We start from the raw sequence: 16222 nt of genomic DNA on the forward strand, positions 1-16222 counted from the left end.
AAAGAAAGCTGCGCCACAGCCTTGGCAAGCCATCGCGCAGCGATTTTGTTCAACTTGAATTTGTCAGTATCTCTTTTTGCATGTTTTGGGTATCGTTGCTTCATAACTCATATCAAGCAACATTTTGGTTTTGTCATCTGATACGCTGCCATCCAGTGCAACAGTAATCCAGCTATCCTTGCTCATGTGATACGCCGGGAAGAAGCCGGGTTCCTCTCGTAGTGTGCCAATCAGAATTGGGTCACATTTGAAATCGACCACTTTCAGCATTTCTTCGCCTTGCAGCCCCAGCTTGTTCTTTGGTACATCCATAATCAGAGCAAACCACTTCCGATTATTACAATGCCGGAACACCTCATAATTCGGATATTTGAGCCACGGATAATCTGTCTCAGCGTTATATGTCTCCATTATAAATGATTCTAATTCTGCGCGTTTCATAACCTCACCTCTACAACTTCTAGCTTTCTGCATGTTACTATATAGTTTTGATTACCTGTTCTTCTGCATTTTGGCCGAGGGATAATCTCTTCGTGGAAAAAATAATTGACCACGATAGGCGGATCGTTGAACGGGCGTTTGATGGAATCATCATCCCGGACATACAGTAGCCCTTCCTCTTGGCAAAACTGCCGCATCTGCGCATCCAGCATTGACCAGTAGCTGCGTTCTTTTTTATTGTAAATGGTATCGTACAGCGGCAGCAGGTCTGGATGTTTTTCCGTTATATAGTCAAAAATCGTTTTCTTATAACCGCCCCGCAAGTTTAGGTTTTCCAGCCAGACCAAATTACATTGATTCTTCGCCCGGTGGATGATGGAGGGCAGGTCGGTGAGGCCGGGGAAAATCGGCGAGATAAAGCAGGTGGTGCGCACACCAGCATCATGGAATGCTTTCATAGCGGCCAGCCGCCGCTCAATGCTCACTGCATTGTCCATATCAGCGCGAAAATCTTCGTCCAGTGTGTTTGATCGACCAGGATACCCGCGCATTGGGGAATGTTTTAATGAGGTCAAGGTCACGCAGCACCAGGTCAGACTTGGTAGCAATACTGAGGCTACATCCGCTGCCCTGCATCTGCTCTAAAATGGCGCGGGTGCGGCAGGCGGTTTCCTCCAGCGGCTGATATGGGTCGGTCACGTAACAGAGAAACAGTTCTTTCCCTGCATACCGCTCCGGGTGTTTGATTTCCGGCCAAAATTTAACGTCTATGAACTCTCCCCAGGGCTCCGGGTGATTGGTAAAACGCTTCATAAAAGATGCGTAGCAATATTTGCAGCCGTGGCCACAGCCCACATAAGGATTGACCGAATAATAATCACTCACAGGCAAATTGGATTTTGTGAGGACGCTTTTTACTTCAACGTTTCAGATGATTGGCTCCATTGTATGTATGCTCCTTTGATTTTGCTTATTTTTCACGGGACAGTTTCATCATATCCTTCATATCGGCAAAACCGATTGTTTGATACAGCGGCCTGCCTTTGTCTGAGGTTTCAAGATATATTTTTGAAATATGCCGCTGACGAGCCTGCTCTACAAGCCACCTGACGATTCTGTTCCCTATGCCGTGTCCGCGAAACTGCGGCCGGGTATAAATGTTCATCAGGTAGGCACATTTCCCGTTTAGATTGTCCGGTGAGGGCATCTCATGATAGAGGCATATCCCGCCGCAGCCGACGATTTCCTCCCCTACGTAGGCAAAGCAGGCAATATGTCCGCCCTGCGGCAGTTCTGTTTGATAGTAGCGGCGATTTTCCGATTCCAGCTCTGTTACAGACCGCTCCGAGGGGATGGAGAATACCTCATGCAAGACTTCCATTCGCCATTGCATCAATACATTCAGGTCCTGGATCGTGGCCTGCCGGAGCTGAATCTCCATTATAATGCCCCCGCTTTCATTACCACCGGCAGTTTCGACACATCCGGCTTACCGTTGACATTCAAAGGAATCTGCTTCATCTTCACAAAGAACTCTGGGATCATAAAGGAAGTCAGATTTTCAGACAGTTCTTTTTTTACTTCCGAGACTTTCAGCTTATTGTCGGAAGGCACCACATAGGCGGTCATATAGGACAGTCCATCCTCGTCTGTAAAAGCCCGGACAATAGCCTGCTGCACATCCTTGCACCGATAGAGCCGGGACTCCACCTCGGCAAGTTCCACCCGCTTGCCGTAAATCATGATCTGGTCGTCCTTGCGGTGCAGGAATGCAATGTTGCCATCCGGCAGGATATAGCCCAAATCGCCGCTGCGGTACATGGTGCTACCGTCCGGCTGCCGCTCAAAAGCTCTGTTTTCCTCGGCATGGTCGCCAATGTAGCCCAGAGATACACCGCCGCCATAAATGCAAATTTCACCCGTCTGCCCTTTGGCAACCTCGTTGCCAGACTGATCCAGAATCCTGATTTGCGCACCTAGTACAGGATGACCGATGGGATAGGTACCGTCCTCCAGCACAGTTCCACTATTACAACGGTAATAGGAGGCGCAGACCGTTGTCTCGGAGGGGCCGTAGGTGTTGTAAACCTCTGCTTTGTTCAGCAGGTGATCCACATAAACGCCCCGCAACACATCGCCGCCGCTGATAAGCAGCCGCAGAGAGGACGGAATGACAGACAGGTGGTTCATTTCTGCCAGCAGATACGGAAAGCCGCTGATCATAGTCACATGGTGGCGTTCCACAAAAGCCATCAACGCATGGATGTCGGCCTTATCCTCGTCAGCGGGGATGGCCAGAGCGGCACCATTCAGCAGACTGGTGAACACTTCCTCCACAAAGATGTCAAAAGAACAGACGGAATATTGCAGCATGACATCACCGGGGCCGGGATGGAACTCGTTGGCAAAGGCACGGACATAATGGCAAACATTGCGGTTGGTGACACAGACACCTTTGGGCCGCCCGGTGGTACCTGACGTATACAGCACATAGGCGGGGCGTTCCGGGTCTTCGATGGCATTGCGCTTCCAGGAGGGCGTCTCCACGCCGCAGATCTCACAATCTGTATAGCGGATGGGGAAACTGCTCAGTTTGGGCGCAAAGGCGTGTTCCGTCAGCACAAAATCCACCTGTGCCTCGGTCATCATGTCATGGATGCGCCCGGTGGGAAAATCCGGCTCGGCTGGGACATATCGGCCGCCGCATTTGAGTACCGCCAGAATCGAGGCAATCATCTCGGTTCGGTGACGCATGACGATGCCGATGCTGTGTACTTCCTGCGGAAAGCTGCACGTGATCATATCCACCATGTTGGACAGCTCTCCAAAAGTCATGGTGCGGTCGTTTTCAATGATAGCTGGGGCATTTTCATGTTCTTTAACTACTTTCTGAAAAAGCGAATAAATCGTATCCATCGTTTTATCTCCTTGTCGGTTTATCTATTTAATATCCAGTGAATGCCAGCCGCTGTGCGCTTGTTGCACGCCTGATAGTGGCTGCCACTGTTCAGTACGAAGGTGGTTTCGATGCCTTTCCCGTGGCACAGTGTTTCTATCTCCTGCGTATTCTGCTGCACAACGTTCAAAATCGGATTATCGGTGGAGCTCTCCTTGTCTCCGAGAGAAAAATACAGACAGTCAGGTTTGCGCTTCATCTCATGGGAGCACACATATTCCATGATGCCCTCAAACCAGAAGGAACCTGACATACTCGCTGCGCGGGCAAACACATCCGTTTGGTAGAGAGCGTAGAGGGCGAACAGCCCGGCCAGCGAGTAACCGGCGAGGCCCCGCCAGGCGGGCGCACCGGGAAGGAGCGCTTCCGCTTCCGGCATAATTTCATCCAGAAGCAGTTTCAGGTAATCATCCGCACCCCCGGTGCAGGGCGTATCGTGTTTAGAGATCGGCCCCATATACCACGGTGTCATGTCATGATCCCATTTCAGCTCACTGACCGCCACCAGACAGAAATCTGGGCAGCCGAGCGCCATCAGGTTTTTATACACACTGTTAACGGCATTGGAAAAGGTGTTGAGATAGATAACTGGGCTGCCCGGCTTTGCGCTTGGGTATATGTCCACTCTTTTTTGTTCTATGGTTAAAGAAGTCACTTTGTTGCCTCCTCTCTTGACGATTCATTGTATAAATATTGTACGGTATCCGAAAACGAAAGCAAGTACGCAGAAAGTTCGTACATAGTATCAAACTACTGACCAAGGCTATAAACAGGAGGAATCAAGATGGATCATATCATGACATATGAGGAATATCTGCGCGATGTCAAGAAGGGAATCGTCACCGATCTGGGCAACAGCCCGGTCACGCCGCTGCTTCTGATGCTTCAGGGAAAGTGGAAAACACAGATTACCATGACGATTTGGTTTGTGTTGCTTTCCGCTGGAATTAAAACGTCAGCCTTCTAGATATCAAAATTTCGAGGCTCAATCACACTCTCTATTTTCTCGCTGTCTACGCTTAGCAACTACCATTACTGGCAGTCACCCAAGACTCGCTACTGGCGGTTGGTTAGACCTTACCAGACAGGCATTCCACCTGCTAGACTACTCGCCCTTGTCTGGGCGCACAATTCCGATTTGTTAAATTCATATCCGCATTATAGCATAAAAATAACGACACTGTATATCACTTTCGTAACATACAATGCCGTTACTTTTATTTTCTTCGATACACCAAACAAAACATATTCCTGTATACGATAATATCATATACAGAGTTCGACTTGTTCAGCTTTAGTGGGGAAAATGTAAAGTGAACTCCGCCTTTTGGCATAGGAATTGTTTTGTTAAATTAAATAATGAAAAAGAAAATAGTCATTTTGATAGAACATATTAACTATAAATAATCAGAATTTGAATAGTGAACTTTTTACACTGAAATATGTACGATTCTAATAATGACATGAACTTATGGGAACGTATTGCGGATACTTTGTGAACTTTATCCTGATACAATGATTATGCTGATGAAAGAAGGCATAGATAACTGAATACAAGAAAGAGACGAAAGCCTCAGTAGTTAAGAAAAAACTACTGGGGCTTTTTTTCGTGCCTGAATTTTTCAGCCAATAACTGCGGGCGTATCCCGGCAGGATAAAGGCGGAGCAGGCATGATTCTAAATAGAGGTCCGCCTTCTGGATTTGAAACGAGCAACAAGATTTCAAATTCAGGAGGAACGGACATGTATATTGAACACCCATATTTTTATGAAGGAAAGTATTACGCAAATATTGATGGAGAAATGATCGAAGTTACAAAAGAAGTTGCGTATGCGATGAACAATTTTTACAGAAGCAGCAAGGCAAAAAAAGTTGAGATCAAGAACGAACTGGGTGAGGTCGTGGATAAGATGCTGCGGGAGGTACCTTACAGCGGTCAGTCCATTGATGGAGAAGTCTTCATGATTGAGGATTTTCCAGATCTGAACTGTGATGTGGAGCACTGTGTACTGACAAAAATGGAACAGCAGGATATTCACAAAGTGATCAATCAGCTGAACTCAGAGGAACGCATGATTATTTATGGCATTTTCTTTGAAAACAAGACACAGACACAGATGGCGGAGATTATGGGGATTTCCAGACAGATGCTGTCATACAAGCTGAAATCCACTCTTAATAAGATGCGTGAAATGTATATGAATAAATTTTTTTAAAAATTTTTCAAAATCTTTTGCATCTGCCAAAGTCATTTGACTTTAGTAATTAGAGGAAGTTAAAGGACTTCCTAAAATGAACCATGATAACTGAATATTCAATAATAACTGATGTGACATTTCATACAGTGAGCACGAGGAAGATGCCGCTATAGGATTATAAGACAAAACAAAGATTTTAGTTCAGTCCGTAATGCTGCGAAAAAGCACTGACCGAAGCTAGCTGGCAGGCTGGTGATGCGATGACATATATGAGATGCGATACACTTGCAGACCCTGAGAAGTCTGTAACTGGTAAACCTATGAACTGCTGGAGCCTGGAAACGAGAGTTTCCGGGTTGTGGTCCGGAGCGTGCATCCGGGCAGGTTATTATTCCCTTCCTGCACATGCGGGAGTAACGATTCGGGGTATCGAGGATAAATAGAATCGAGCGAGCACTGTTTAATAATCAAATTGGCTATAGAGGTTATGCGGCAGAGCTTTCCTTATAGGAAAGAAACTCTGCCGTATTCCTGTGGAGCCAATATAGCGCTATGGATGCTTTACAAATAAAAATAACAGATTGGAGAGAGGACAAATGACAATCCGAAGAGGAGATATCTTATGGGCAGATCTCGGTATGTTCCCGACAACTTCGGTTCAGGGTGGAGTAAGACCGGTGATCGTAGTGAGCAATAATAAAGCCAATACATACAGTTCAGTCATAACGGTAGTTCCGCTGACATCAAGAATTTATAAGAAACGGTATTTGCCAACGCATGTATTTATCAGCAAATATGATATGACGGGAATCCGAAAAGGAAGCCTGGCACTGGCTGAACAGGTTATGAGCATTTCTACGAAATGTATTATTGAGAAATGCGGAAGAGTGAACAAGTGGAGCCTAGATCGGGTACTGAAAGCAGTACGGATTCAGATGGGAATGGAAGAGAAGACTACATAACTGTTACGAATATTTATTTTCGATAACGGTAACTATAGGAAAAGGAGGCGATGTCCATGACAACAGTTGAAAGATTAGAAGAGTTGAAAACAGTTGATATCAAAGAGATTGAACGAGATAGTTTGCCCAAGTACAAGGATTTGATTTCAGAGCTGGATAGCAGGAAAAGCAATAAGATGGAAGTGCTGCTTAATCACTCTGATAACCCATATGTATATGAAGATATGGGCTATGTCGTAAAAAGTGTTTTTAATGCAGCAGCTTCCCTTTCCTATATAGACTGTACAAAACAGCTTGTAGCAAAGAAAGCTGGATTGGCATAAGGGAATAACTGGAACAACAAAATTTCATATTCACACAGAAGACGAAGTGTGCTATAATGCTAACAGGACTAAATTTGAATAGAGCACTTCTATTTAAGGGTTCTGTTTTGGCAGAATCTTTGGATAGGAGTGTTTTTTATGCAAAAAAATATCTGGATAGCAGCCAAGTACCTTCGTCTTAGTATTGAGGACGGAGATAAGGCTGAAAGTGAATCTATTGTAAATCAGTCAATTTTGATTGATAACTATATGAAATCGACATCTGATATTACTATTGTTGAGACATTTAAAGATGATGGTTTTTCAGGTACTGATTTTAAGCGTCCTGGTTTTCAGGCAATGCTCAAGGCAATCGAAAATAAGGAAATCAACTGTATCATTGTAAAAGACTTGTCTCGATTCGGTAGAGAGCATATAGATGTTGATCGGTATATTCAAAAAGTATTTCCACAACTGGGAGTACGATTTATAGCAATCAATGATAATTATGATTCTGAAACAGCAAACATTACCGATACGCATCTTGTATTACCGATGAAATCCTTTGTTAATGACACGTATTGCAGACAGAATTCTCAAAAAGTAAGAAGCCACTTGAGTGCAAAAAGAAATATTGGAGAATATGTGGGAAATTACGTGTCATATGGATATAAAAAGTGTGATGCTGATAAAAGTCAGATAGAAATTGATCCGGTTGCTGCAAAGCATGTAAGAGATATTTTTAACTGGAAGATGGAGGGCATGAGCAATCAGCTGATTGCAGATAAACTGAATGAACTGGGAGTTCTTGCACCGGCTGATTACAAACGTGCGACCGGAGTAAACTTCAAATCGTCATTTCAGACACATCTGACATCCAGGTGGTCAGCAGTAGCAATTATCCGTATCTTAAAGAATCCAATCTACTATGGAGTGCTTCAACAGGGAAAATCCCAAAGAATTAACTATAAAGTTAAGGTGCAGAGGGCATTACCAAAGGAAGAATGGGTGATTTTTGAAAATCATCATGAAGGTATCGTTACAAAAGAAGAATATGAAACAGTTCAGATGTTGCTTGCGAAGGATACCAGGATAGCACCCGGAGAAAACAGACTTTATTTGTTTGGTGGGTTATTATCCTGTGGAGACTGTGGAAGTAATCTGATCCGGCGAACTAACAGTTATAAAGGAGAAAAGACAGTTTTTTATATCTGTTCTTCTTACAATAAAAAGAAGGATCAATGTTCCAGACATAGTATCAGAGAAGATGTGCTGATTCAGCTGGTAATGGATTCTTTGAAAATATACAGTAAGATGACGGATGCCATACGGAGTGCAATGGAGTATTTGAAAGAGAATTCTTTGGATACACAGACATTGATACAGCATGATGACCAGATACTTGAGTTACGAAACAAAGTCAATAAATATTATAAGTTGTTACATTCATTATCGGGAAATCTTGCGTCAGGAGTTATTTCTAGGGATGATTACGCTTTGCTTAGAGAACGGTATCAGACAGAAATTAAAAGTCTGGAAAGCAATATTGAAAAGCAGGAAGAGTATATGGAAAATCTCCTTGAAAATAAACTGCTGTGCGAAGAATGGGTAAACACATTTCTTGAGAAACCGTCGCTGGGAGATCTTGACAGAGATATGCTTCTTCAGTATGTGGAAAAAATAAATGTCTTTGAAGGAAAAAAAATAGAGATTGTTTACCGATTCCAAGATGAGTTGGTAACAGCTGCAAGACTGGCAGAACAGATTGGAAAAACAAAACAGGAGGTGGCTGTATAATGGCAAGAACAAGAAATCGCCAGATGAAACAAGCTGAAGCATTTGTGCAGGCATCACCGAAGAAGATCTGGAAAGCCGGTATTTATACCAGAATATCTGTAGATATCAATGGTGAGAAGAGAGAATCGCTGGAGACACAGAAACTGATCGCTCTTTCTTACGCAGAATCTCATCCGGATATTGAAGTTGTAAAGTTTTATAAGGATGACGGTATATCAGGTACGAAATTTGATCGAGATGACTTTGTGAGAATGCTTGGTGACATCAAAACAAAAGAAATAAATACGGTCATAGTAAAGGATTTATCACGATTTGGTCGAGATTTGGAAGAAGTATCAAAATATCTGGAAAAAATATTTCCATTTATGCAAGTGCGCTTTATATCAGTCAATGATAACTATGACAGTATCAGTCCAGAATGTGACAATCAGATGCTGGGAATCATGATATCGAATCTGGCAAATGATATGTATGCAAAAGATGCATCTGTAAAAATGACAAGTGCCATGAAAATTAAGATGGAGTCAGGTGAATATTGTGGTGGAGATGCTCCTTATGGGTATAAGAGAGCTAGAGATGAAAAAGGAAAATCTACTACTGTTCCCGATCCTTTAACTGCACCGTATGTAGTAGAAATATTTGAAAAACTTGCTGCAGGGCAGTCATATTTGAAAATTTCGAGAGAGTTTAATACCATGCTGCTGGCTTCGCCAAGGGTATACGCAAGAACTGGGAAGTTATTCTTGGATAGAATTGACGAAACGGATATGCATTGGCAATCATCTGTAATTAAACAGATTGCGGAAAATAGGCACTATTTGGGAAATACTTATTCACATAAAACAAGAACTTCACTTCTTACAAAAGAAAAAAATGTAATGTTGGATAAAGAAGAATGGATTGAACATGTGAATACCCATAAGGCTATAGTGAGTGCTGAATTATTTGAAAAAGTACAAAATGTAATCAAATTAAAGCAGGAGAAAGCATTGCCCAAAAAAGATTTATCGAATATGCAGACTCATGGAAAACAGGATAATAAGTATGTTGGATTGATATACTGTGGTGACTGTGGCGCTAATATGGTTCGGAGATACTATTACAGCGAAAAGAATGGTGTTTTGTATTACAATTACTATTTCATTTGTGGTAATTATGCAAAAATTTCCAAGGAAAAATATAACTGTAATCGCTGGAAAGAAGAAGTAATTGATGAACTGGTGTATCGGGCACTCATCATGCAGCTAAAAACAGTATGTGAATTAAAAACGCAACTGAAACGCTTTAATGGTGAATATTTTGAAACATTCCAAAAATATTTGAACAGGGAACAGAGTAAAATTGTTCAGCTCAATAAAAGGAACGAAGCAAGACGATTTGAATTATATGAGCAATATGTTTCGGGCGAGATTGATACGGATGCATATAATCGTATGACAGAAAGAATAACCGTGGTCGAAAAAGACCTGGTTACAAGACAGAAAGAAATTGAGAAGAGTAGAAAAATTACAGAAAAATTGTGTAAAAAGAACTTCTCGTGGCTTGCTGAATTCAGTAAAGGAAAGAATTTGGAATTCCTTACAAAAGATGTTGTCCGTTCTTATATAAAGAAAATCTCTTTATATGAAGACAAACGTATAGAGATCGAATTTAAATTTCAAGATGAAATACAGGCGTTATCAGAAATTTTAGAGGAGGGGGTGATCAGATGTCAGATGGTAAATGCATAGTAAAGTATTTAAGATTGTCGCTGGAAGATGAGGATATGCTGGATGAATCCAATAGTATTACAAATCAGAGAATTGTGATTGGGCAATACATAGCCAGTAAAAATGAGTTCAAAAATACGGAAGTGTTAGAATTCAAAGATGATGGCTATAGTGGAACGAATTTCGATCGCCCAGGATTCCAAAGTATGATGGAATTAGTAAGAGATGGAAAAGTCAGCACAATTATAGTGAAAGACCTTTCTCGATTCGGCAGGAATCATATAGAGATTGACACATATCTGGAACAAATTTTTCCATTTATGAATGTGAGATTCATAGCGATCAATGATAATGTTGATAGTATGAAATATGAATCTGGTATGCCGGGAATAGATGTTGGTTTCAGAAATATTATTAACGAACATCATAGCATTGATACTTCCGTTAAAGTAAAAAGAACTTTGATACAGCGTCAGAAAGCTGGAAAATATATGGGAGCGAGAGCACCGTATGGATATTTGAAGCCTGATGAAGATGTGACCAGCCTCGTGATTAATCCGGAGACAGCGCCTGTTGTGAAGATGATATTTCAGAAATATCTTGATGGAATGAATATTACTCAGCTGGCACGTTACCTGAATGAGCAGAAAATTATGAGTCCAGGTCAATATAAAAGAGAAGTTCTGAAAACTGGTGTGAAGAAAACAACAGAAAAATATATCTGGTATCCAGTAACTGTAAGACTGATACTGATGACAGAAACGTATACGGGAACTACGATTGGCGGCAAGTGGAAAGTTGCTTCGGTAGGAAGTAATAAGCATTTGAAAACAAAAGAAGAAGACTGGATTGTGGTTGAGGGTACGCATGAAGCGATTGTTTCTAAAGAGGTGTTTGATGCTGTACAGGAAAAGTTGGAATTAAATTCCAGAAAGAGGAGCAAAACCCACAATAATAATTATCCGCTGAAAGGATTGGTAAAATGTGGGGGATGCGGTCAGAATCTACAGCATGTAACCAGATGCAATCCGCACTTTAAGTGCCCAAGGAAATTTAATGCGGCAAATCAAGATTGTGTAACAGACAATTTATATGATGACGAGTTCAATGAGATGATTTTCAGGGCAATAAAGCTGTTTGCAAAGATCAGTGATGATGCTGAACCGGTACTCGAATTACAGAAAGCAGAATTAAAATCAAAAGTGAATGGAGCTGCAAAAAAGATTCGGGATGCCAAAGACAGTATTAGCAGATACAAGCACCAGAAGACTGAACTATATATGCGATATGCAATGGAAGAAATCTCAGAAGAAGAGTTCACCAGAAAAAATGACAAGCTGGATAAACAAATTGAGAAAGAAACCTTAGCGATAGCGCAAATGGAGACAGAACAGAGTGAAGCGGCTGAACGTTTATTTGAACTTCCGCCCGATGGCAGACAGTGCCTGACAGACCTGATCGAAGGAAATAAGCAATTAACCAGAGAGATAGCAGTAACTTTTATTCGTGGTATCAAGGTATATAATGATAAGCGAATAGAAATTGAATGGAATTTTGCTGATGAGCTGGTGAAGTATGTAGAGCAGGTGCAGAAAATCTGCAGTTGAAGTGATGATGGACAAATTACAAAAATTTTGTGTCATTAGCTTGACACAAGGGGGACGTCACGCTGACAATACGGTGGATTTACAGGAATTCATGATTATGCCGACGGGAGCGGAAAATATGGAGCAGGCGATTCGAATGTGTGCGGAAGTATACCAGTTTCTCAGAATTATCCTGAAACAAAAAGGTCTGTCAACAGCAGTCGGAGATGAGGGAGGTTTCGCACCGGATCTTTCCGATTCAGAAAGCGTCCTGGAAGTGATTCTGGAAGCAGTAAAAAAGGCAGGGTATGAACCCGGAAAGGATATCAGCATTGCAATTGATGCTGCGGCAAGTGAACTGTACGATGAAGAAAGAGGCGTTTATGTTTTCCCCGGAGAAGGAAAAATGAAAGGGGAAGAAGTTCTCAGGGATTCCGGCGAGATGATAGAATATTATGAAAAACTTGCAGAGAAGTTCCCGATTGTTTCCATTGAAGATGGACTTGAGGAAGATGACTGGGAAGGCTGGAAACAGATGACAAAAAGACTGGGAGACAAAATACAGCTCGTAGGTGATGATCTGTTTGTCACGAATATCAAACGTCTTGCATGTGGTATCAAACTGGGAGCGGCAAATGCCATTCTGATAAAATTAAACCAGATAGGAACACTTTCAGAAGCATTGGATGCAGTGGAAATGGCACAGAAAGCGGGATACAGGACAGTAATTTCTCACAGATCAGGAGAATCGGAAGATTCATTTATCGCAGATCTGGCAGTTGCCACAGGTGCCGGCCAGATTAAGACAGGTGCACCCTGCCGTTCGGACCGAAATGCCAAATATAATCAGCTTCTTCGTATCCATGAGGCATTGGGAGAACTGGCAGTGTATGAAAATCCTTTTAAAGAAAATGAAAAAAATTGTTAAGAAACCTGACAAAAACTCTGAATTGTGGTTGAAATCCCCATCCGGCTATGTTACAATGAAACTCAGTTGATTAGGAGGTGTAACGAAGTGCAGATTATTAAGATCATTCTGAGTGTCATTTTCATAATAGATTGCATCGCTCTTACAGTAGTAGTTCTTATGCAGGAAGGTAAGCAGCAGGGACTTGGTGCTATCGCCGGAGCAGCAGAAACATACTGGGGTAAGAACAAAGGTCGTTCCATGGAGGGCGGACTTGTTAAGGCAACCACTATTATGGGAATTTTATTTTTTGTAATTTCTGTAGCATTAAATATGCTTGGTTAATCAGAAAAGAAATTTGAAACACTCTTGTTATGTGCAAGAGTGTTTTTTGTGTCATAAAGAGCTGAATCAGATAAAAGTCCTCTGCGGAGGCTGTGAGGAGTAATATGAGTAAAAAAGATATGGACAGAAGAAAAAAGTTTATCCTGGAACTGATGGGAGATCCTATTTATCAGCCAATGAGACTCCGCGAGATTTCTTCTCTTCTGAGACTTTCAAAAGAAGAGAAAAGAGAGCTGTATGATGTTCTGGACGAACTTTGCGAGGAAGGAAAGGTATCTGTAGACCGCAAGGGCAGATATGAAAAGGTCAAAGGAAAATGGAAAAAGAAAAAAGATGACCGTTATTACGATGACCGAAGAGAAGAATACGGATCAGAGTATGGCAGAAAGAAGAAAGATAAAAATAAAAAAGATAAAAATAAAAAAGAGCAGCCGGAGGGAATCCAGGCTGAGGGAACCTTCATCGGACATCCCAAAGGTTTCGGCTTCGTAGAAATTGAAGGGCAGGATGAGGATATCTTTATTCCTGAAAGTGATACAGGAACAGCTATGCATCAGGATAAAGTAAGGATCATCATCAGAAATGACAAAAAAGAGGGAAAACGCCAGGAAGGCGTAGTTGTGAAGGTTCTGGAGCGTGGTATGCCTGAAATTGTAGGAACTTATCAGTTAAATCGGGATTTCGGTTTTGTGATCAGTGATAATCCGAAATTTTCCAAAGATATCTTCATTCCGAGAAAAGAAGCGGCAGGAATAAAAAATGGTGATAAAGTAATCGTGGTGATTACAGATTATGGCTCCGGAAATAAGAATCCTGAAGGAAAAATTAAGGAGAATCTGGGAAATATCCGAACACCGGGTACAGATATCCTGGCAATCGTCAAGAGCTTCGGAATCCCAAGTGAATTTCCTGAGAAAGTAATGAAGCAGGCTCAGCGTGTTCCGGATCATGTGCTGGATGCAGACAGAGATGGAAGACTGGATCTGAGACATCTGCAGACAGTCACTATTGATGGCGAAGATGCCAAAGACCTGGATGATGCGATTTCCCTGACAAAAGAGGGGGACATTTACCATCTGGGAGTCCATATCGCAGATGTAAGCAACTATGTACAGTACAACAGTGCTCTGGACAGGGAAGCACTGAAACGTGGAACCAGTGTTTATCTGGCAGACCGCGTTGTGCCAATGTTGCCGGAACGTCTTTCCAATGGAATCTGTTCTCTGAATCAGGGAGAGGACAGACTGGCGTTGAGCTGCCTGATGGACATTAACGAAAAGGGTAAGGTAGTTTCCCATCAGATCGCGGAAACAGTGATTAACGTAAATGAGAGAATGTGCTATACTGATGTAAAGAATATTCTTGAGGACACAGACGAAGAAGCAAAGAAACGGTATGAGGCACTTATCCCGATGTTCTTTATGATGAAAGAACTGTCCGGAATCTTACGAAACAGCCGTCATCACAGGGGTTCCATTGACTTTGATTTTCCGGAGAGCAAGATTATTCTTAATGCAGCAGGAAAAGCAATCGATGTTAAGCCATATGAAGCAAATGTGGCAACCAAAATCATTGAAGATTTCATGCTGATGGCAAATGAGACTGTGGCACAGGAATACTGCACAGAAGAGATTCCGTTTGTATACAGAACCCATGATAATCCGGATCCGGAGAAAGTGGAGAGTCTTCTGACATTACTTCACAATCAGGGTGTGAAGATTCAGAAAGCAAAAGAAGAGATCACTCCAAAAGAAATTCAGCAAATCATCGAAAGTATCGAAGGGCTTCCGAATGAAGCAATGATCAGCCGTCTGGTGCTGCGTTCCATGAAACAGGCGAAATATACAACAGAATGCAGCGGTCACTTTGGACTGGCAGCAAAATATTACTGCCATTTTACATCTCCGATCAGAAGATACCCTGATCTGCAGATCCACAGGATCATTAAGGATAACTTACGAGGCAGACTGATGCGTGAAGGCAGAACCGAACACTATGCTGAAATCCTTGATGAAGTTGCGAGACAGTCCAGTGTATGTGAACGCCGTGCAGATGAGGCAGAACGTGAATCAGACAAGCTGAAGAAAGCAGAATATATGTCCTACCATCTGGGAGAGGAATTCGAGGGAATTATCTCAGGCGTTACCGGATGGGGGCTTTACGTAGAACTCCCAAATACAGTAGAAGGTCTGGTACATGTCAACACTCTGCGGGATGACTACTATATCTTCGACCAGGAAACCTACGAACTCCGCGGAGAGATGACAAAGAAAGTCTACAAATTGGGAGATAAAGTCTGTGTCCGTGTGGCAGATGCAGATAAAATGCTCAAAACAGTAGATTTTGAGCTGGTTGCTGATATCTGGAATGATGAAGAAGAGAATTAAATAAAAATGGCTTGGAGGATATTATGGCAAAGAAAAAAGGAATGAAGCTGATTGCCAATAATAAAAAGGCATTTCATGATTATTTTATAGAAGATACTTATGAAGCCGGTATTGCCCTTGCAGGAACAGAAGTAAAATCCCTGCGTATGGGCAAATGCAGCATCAAGGAATCCTTTATCCGTGTAGAGAACGGAGAGGTTTACATCTACGGAATGCATATCAGCCCTTATGAAAAAGGCAATATTTTCAACAAAGACCCGTTGAGAATCCGTAAGCTTCTGCTTCACAGATATGAGATCAATAAGATTGAAGCAAAGCTCAAAGAAAAAGGGTTAACTTTAGTACCTCTGAAAGTTTATTTCAAAGACAGTCTGGTAAAAGTGGAAATTGGAATGGCTCGAGGCAAGAAACTTTATGACAAGAGACAGGATATCGCAAAGAAAGACCAGAGAAGAGAAGCAGAGCGTGAATTTAAGGTTAAGAATCTATATTGATAATATTACTAAATCCTTTGGCTCAAAATTGTGAAATGTTATGAAAAAATTAATGGATATTGCAAAAATATTCGAAAATTCTTATAATCTATCATATAGATAAAAAAATAACAATTCATTTTCAGGCAGATGAGCTG

15 protein-coding genes and 2 pseudogenes are annotated in these 16222 nt (G+C 42.0%); 12 read left to right on the forward strand and 5 right to left on the reverse strand.

Going from position 1 to position 16222, the window contains the following annotated elements; all coding sequences use genetic code 11:
• Window positions 1-63: 63 nt before the first annotated feature.
• The 5 genes and pseudogenes from LI074_RS10945 to LI074_RS10965 form a co-directional block, all read right to left on the reverse strand.
• Window positions 64-441 carry an MmcQ/YjbR family DNA-binding protein gene (locus LI074_RS10945; protein ID WP_008707693.1) on the reverse strand — a complete coding sequence of 126 codons (378 nt, stop codon included), beginning with the start codon at window positions 439-441 and terminating at the stop codon, window positions 64-66.
• A pseudogene (locus LI074_RS17895) lies at window positions 438-1332 on the reverse strand (radical SAM protein). The gene LI074_RS10945 and the pseudogene LI074_RS17895 overlap by 4 nt, the downstream one beginning before the upstream one ends.
• Window positions 1333-1411: 79 nt before the next feature.
• Window positions 1412-1882, reverse strand: coding sequence for a GNAT family N-acetyltransferase (locus LI074_RS10955; RefSeq protein WP_173698188.1), 471 nt, complete (start codon window positions 1880-1882; stop codon window positions 1412-1414).
• On the reverse strand, window positions 1882-3357 hold the full coding sequence (locus LI074_RS10960) for an amino acid adenylation domain-containing protein (RefSeq protein WP_055058585.1): 1476 nt from the start codon (window positions 3355-3357) through the stop codon (window positions 1882-1884). Before LI074_RS10960 ends, LI074_RS10955 begins: the two co-directional genes overlap by 1 nt.
• A 20-nt stretch (window positions 3358-3377) precedes the next feature.
• A complete protein-coding gene (locus LI074_RS10965; RefSeq protein WP_055058584.1) occupies window positions 3378-4052 on the reverse strand; it encodes an alpha/beta hydrolase in 675 nt (224 codons plus the stop codon).
• 129 nt (window positions 4053-4181) lie between these two features.
• Between LI074_RS10965 and LI074_RS10970 the strand changes: the two genes are divergently transcribed.
• The 12 genes and pseudogenes from LI074_RS10970 to smpB all read left to right on the forward strand — a co-directional run bounded on the left by LI074_RS10970 (window position 4182) and on the right by smpB (window position 16085).
• Window positions 4182-4364, forward strand: coding sequence for a hypothetical protein (locus tag LI074_RS10970; protein WP_008707686.1), 183 nt, complete (start codon window positions 4182-4184; stop codon window positions 4362-4364).
• Window positions 4365-5140: 776 nt separating this feature from the next.
• Entirely contained in the window at window positions 5141-5614 is a 474-nt protein-coding gene (locus LI074_RS10975) for a sigma factor-like helix-turn-helix DNA-binding protein (RefSeq protein WP_008707683.1), read from the forward strand.
• A gap of 242 nt (window positions 5615-5856) precedes the next feature.
• Window positions 5857-6039 carry a hypothetical protein gene (locus LI074_RS10980; protein WP_055053837.1) on the forward strand — a complete coding sequence of 61 codons (183 nt, stop codon included), beginning with the start codon at window positions 5857-5859 and terminating at the stop codon, window positions 6037-6039.
• 153 nt (window positions 6040-6192) lie between these two features.
• Window positions 6193-6558, forward strand: a complete 366-nt coding sequence (locus LI074_RS10985; protein WP_055053836.1) for a type II toxin-antitoxin system PemK/MazF family toxin — start codon at window positions 6193-6195, stop codon at window positions 6556-6558.
• 56 nt (window positions 6559-6614) lie between these two features.
• The gene (locus tag LI074_RS10990; RefSeq protein WP_055053835.1) at window positions 6615-6881 is read left to right on the forward strand and encodes a DUF6870 family protein; all 267 of its coding nucleotides are present in this window, start codon (window positions 6615-6617) and stop codon (window positions 6879-6881) included.
• 138 nt (window positions 6882-7019) lie between these two features.
• On the forward strand, window positions 7020-8657 hold the full coding sequence (locus LI074_RS10995) for a recombinase family protein (RefSeq protein WP_173698189.1): 1638 nt from the start codon (window positions 7020-7022) through the stop codon (window positions 8655-8657).
• Window positions 8658-8680: 23 nt separating this feature from the next.
• Window positions 8681-10387: a recombinase family protein gene (locus tag LI074_RS11000; protein WP_226839676.1), complete on the forward strand. Its 1707-nt coding sequence runs from the start codon at window positions 8681-8683 to the stop codon at window positions 10385-10387.
• A complete protein-coding gene (locus LI074_RS11005; protein WP_055053833.1) occupies window positions 10366-11973 on the forward strand; it encodes a recombinase family protein in 1608 nt (535 codons plus the stop codon). Before LI074_RS11000 ends, LI074_RS11005 begins: the two co-directional genes overlap by 22 nt.
• A 46-nt stretch (window positions 11974-12019) precedes the next feature.
• Window positions 12020-12880, forward strand: a pseudogene (gene eno, locus LI074_RS11010) (phosphopyruvate hydratase); the annotation flags it as partial.
• Window positions 12881-12967: 87 nt separating this feature from the next.
• Complete coding sequence (gene secG / locus LI074_RS11015; protein WP_008707669.1) at window positions 12968-13204, forward strand: preprotein translocase subunit SecG; 237 nt, start codon at window positions 12968-12970, stop codon at window positions 13202-13204.
• A gap of 104 nt (window positions 13205-13308) precedes the next feature.
• On the forward strand, window positions 13309-15591 hold the full coding sequence (gene rnr / locus LI074_RS11020; protein WP_020993663.1) for a ribonuclease R: 2283 nt from the start codon (window positions 13309-13311) through the stop codon (window positions 15589-15591).
• Window positions 15592-15614: 23 nt separating this feature from the next.
• Window positions 15615-16085 carry an SsrA-binding protein SmpB gene (gene smpB / locus LI074_RS11025; RefSeq protein WP_020993664.1) on the forward strand — a complete coding sequence of 157 codons (471 nt, stop codon included), beginning with the start codon at window positions 15615-15617 and terminating at the stop codon, window positions 16083-16085.
• The last annotated feature ends 137 nt before the right edge of the window (window positions 16086-16222 follow it).

Source organism: Blautia sp. MSK18_10 (assembly GCF_020553185.1).
Taxonomy (GTDB): domain Bacteria; phylum Bacillota; class Clostridia; order Lachnospirales; family Lachnospiraceae; genus Blautia_A; species Blautia_A wexlerae.

Coding starts and splice junctions, on each gene's coding strand:
- LI074_RS10945 (WP_008707693.1), bottom strand. CDS start 441: ATGAAACGCGCAGAATTAGAATCATTTATAATGGAGACATATAACGCT.
- LI074_RS10955 (WP_173698188.1), bottom strand. CDS start 1,882: ATGGAGATTCAGCTCCGGCAGGCCACGATCCAGGACCTGAATGTATTG.
- LI074_RS10960 (WP_055058585.1), bottom strand. CDS start 3,357: ATGGATACGATTTATTCGCTTTTTCAGAAAGTAGTTAAAGAACATGAA.
- LI074_RS10970 (WP_008707686.1), top strand. CDS start 4,182: ATGGATCATATCATGACATATGAGGAATATCTGCGCGATGTCAAGAAG.
- LI074_RS10975 (WP_008707683.1), top strand. CDS start 5,141: ATGTATATTGAACACCCATATTTTTATGAAGGAAAGTATTACGCAAAT.
- LI074_RS10980 (WP_055053837.1), top strand. CDS start 5,857: ATGACATATATGAGATGCGATACACTTGCAGACCCTGAGAAGTCTGTA.
- LI074_RS10985 (WP_055053836.1), top strand. CDS start 6,193: ATGACAATCCGAAGAGGAGATATCTTATGGGCAGATCTCGGTATGTTC.
- LI074_RS10990 (WP_055053835.1), top strand. CDS start 6,615: ATGACAACAGTTGAAAGATTAGAAGAGTTGAAAACAGTTGATATCAAA.
- LI074_RS10995 (WP_173698189.1), top strand. CDS start 7,020: ATGCAAAAAAATATCTGGATAGCAGCCAAGTACCTTCGTCTTAGTATT.
- LI074_RS11000 (WP_226839676.1), top strand. CDS start 8,681: ATGAAACAAGCTGAAGCATTTGTGCAGGCATCACCGAAGAAGATCTGG.
- LI074_RS11005 (WP_055053833.1), top strand. CDS start 10,366: ATGTCAGATGGTAAATGCATAGTAAAGTATTTAAGATTGTCGCTGGAA.
- rnr (WP_020993663.1), top strand. CDS start 13,309: ATGAGTAAAAAAGATATGGACAGAAGAAAAAAGTTTATCCTGGAACTG.
- smpB (WP_020993664.1), top strand. CDS start 15,615: ATGGCAAAGAAAAAAGGAATGAAGCTGATTGCCAATAATAAAAAGGCA.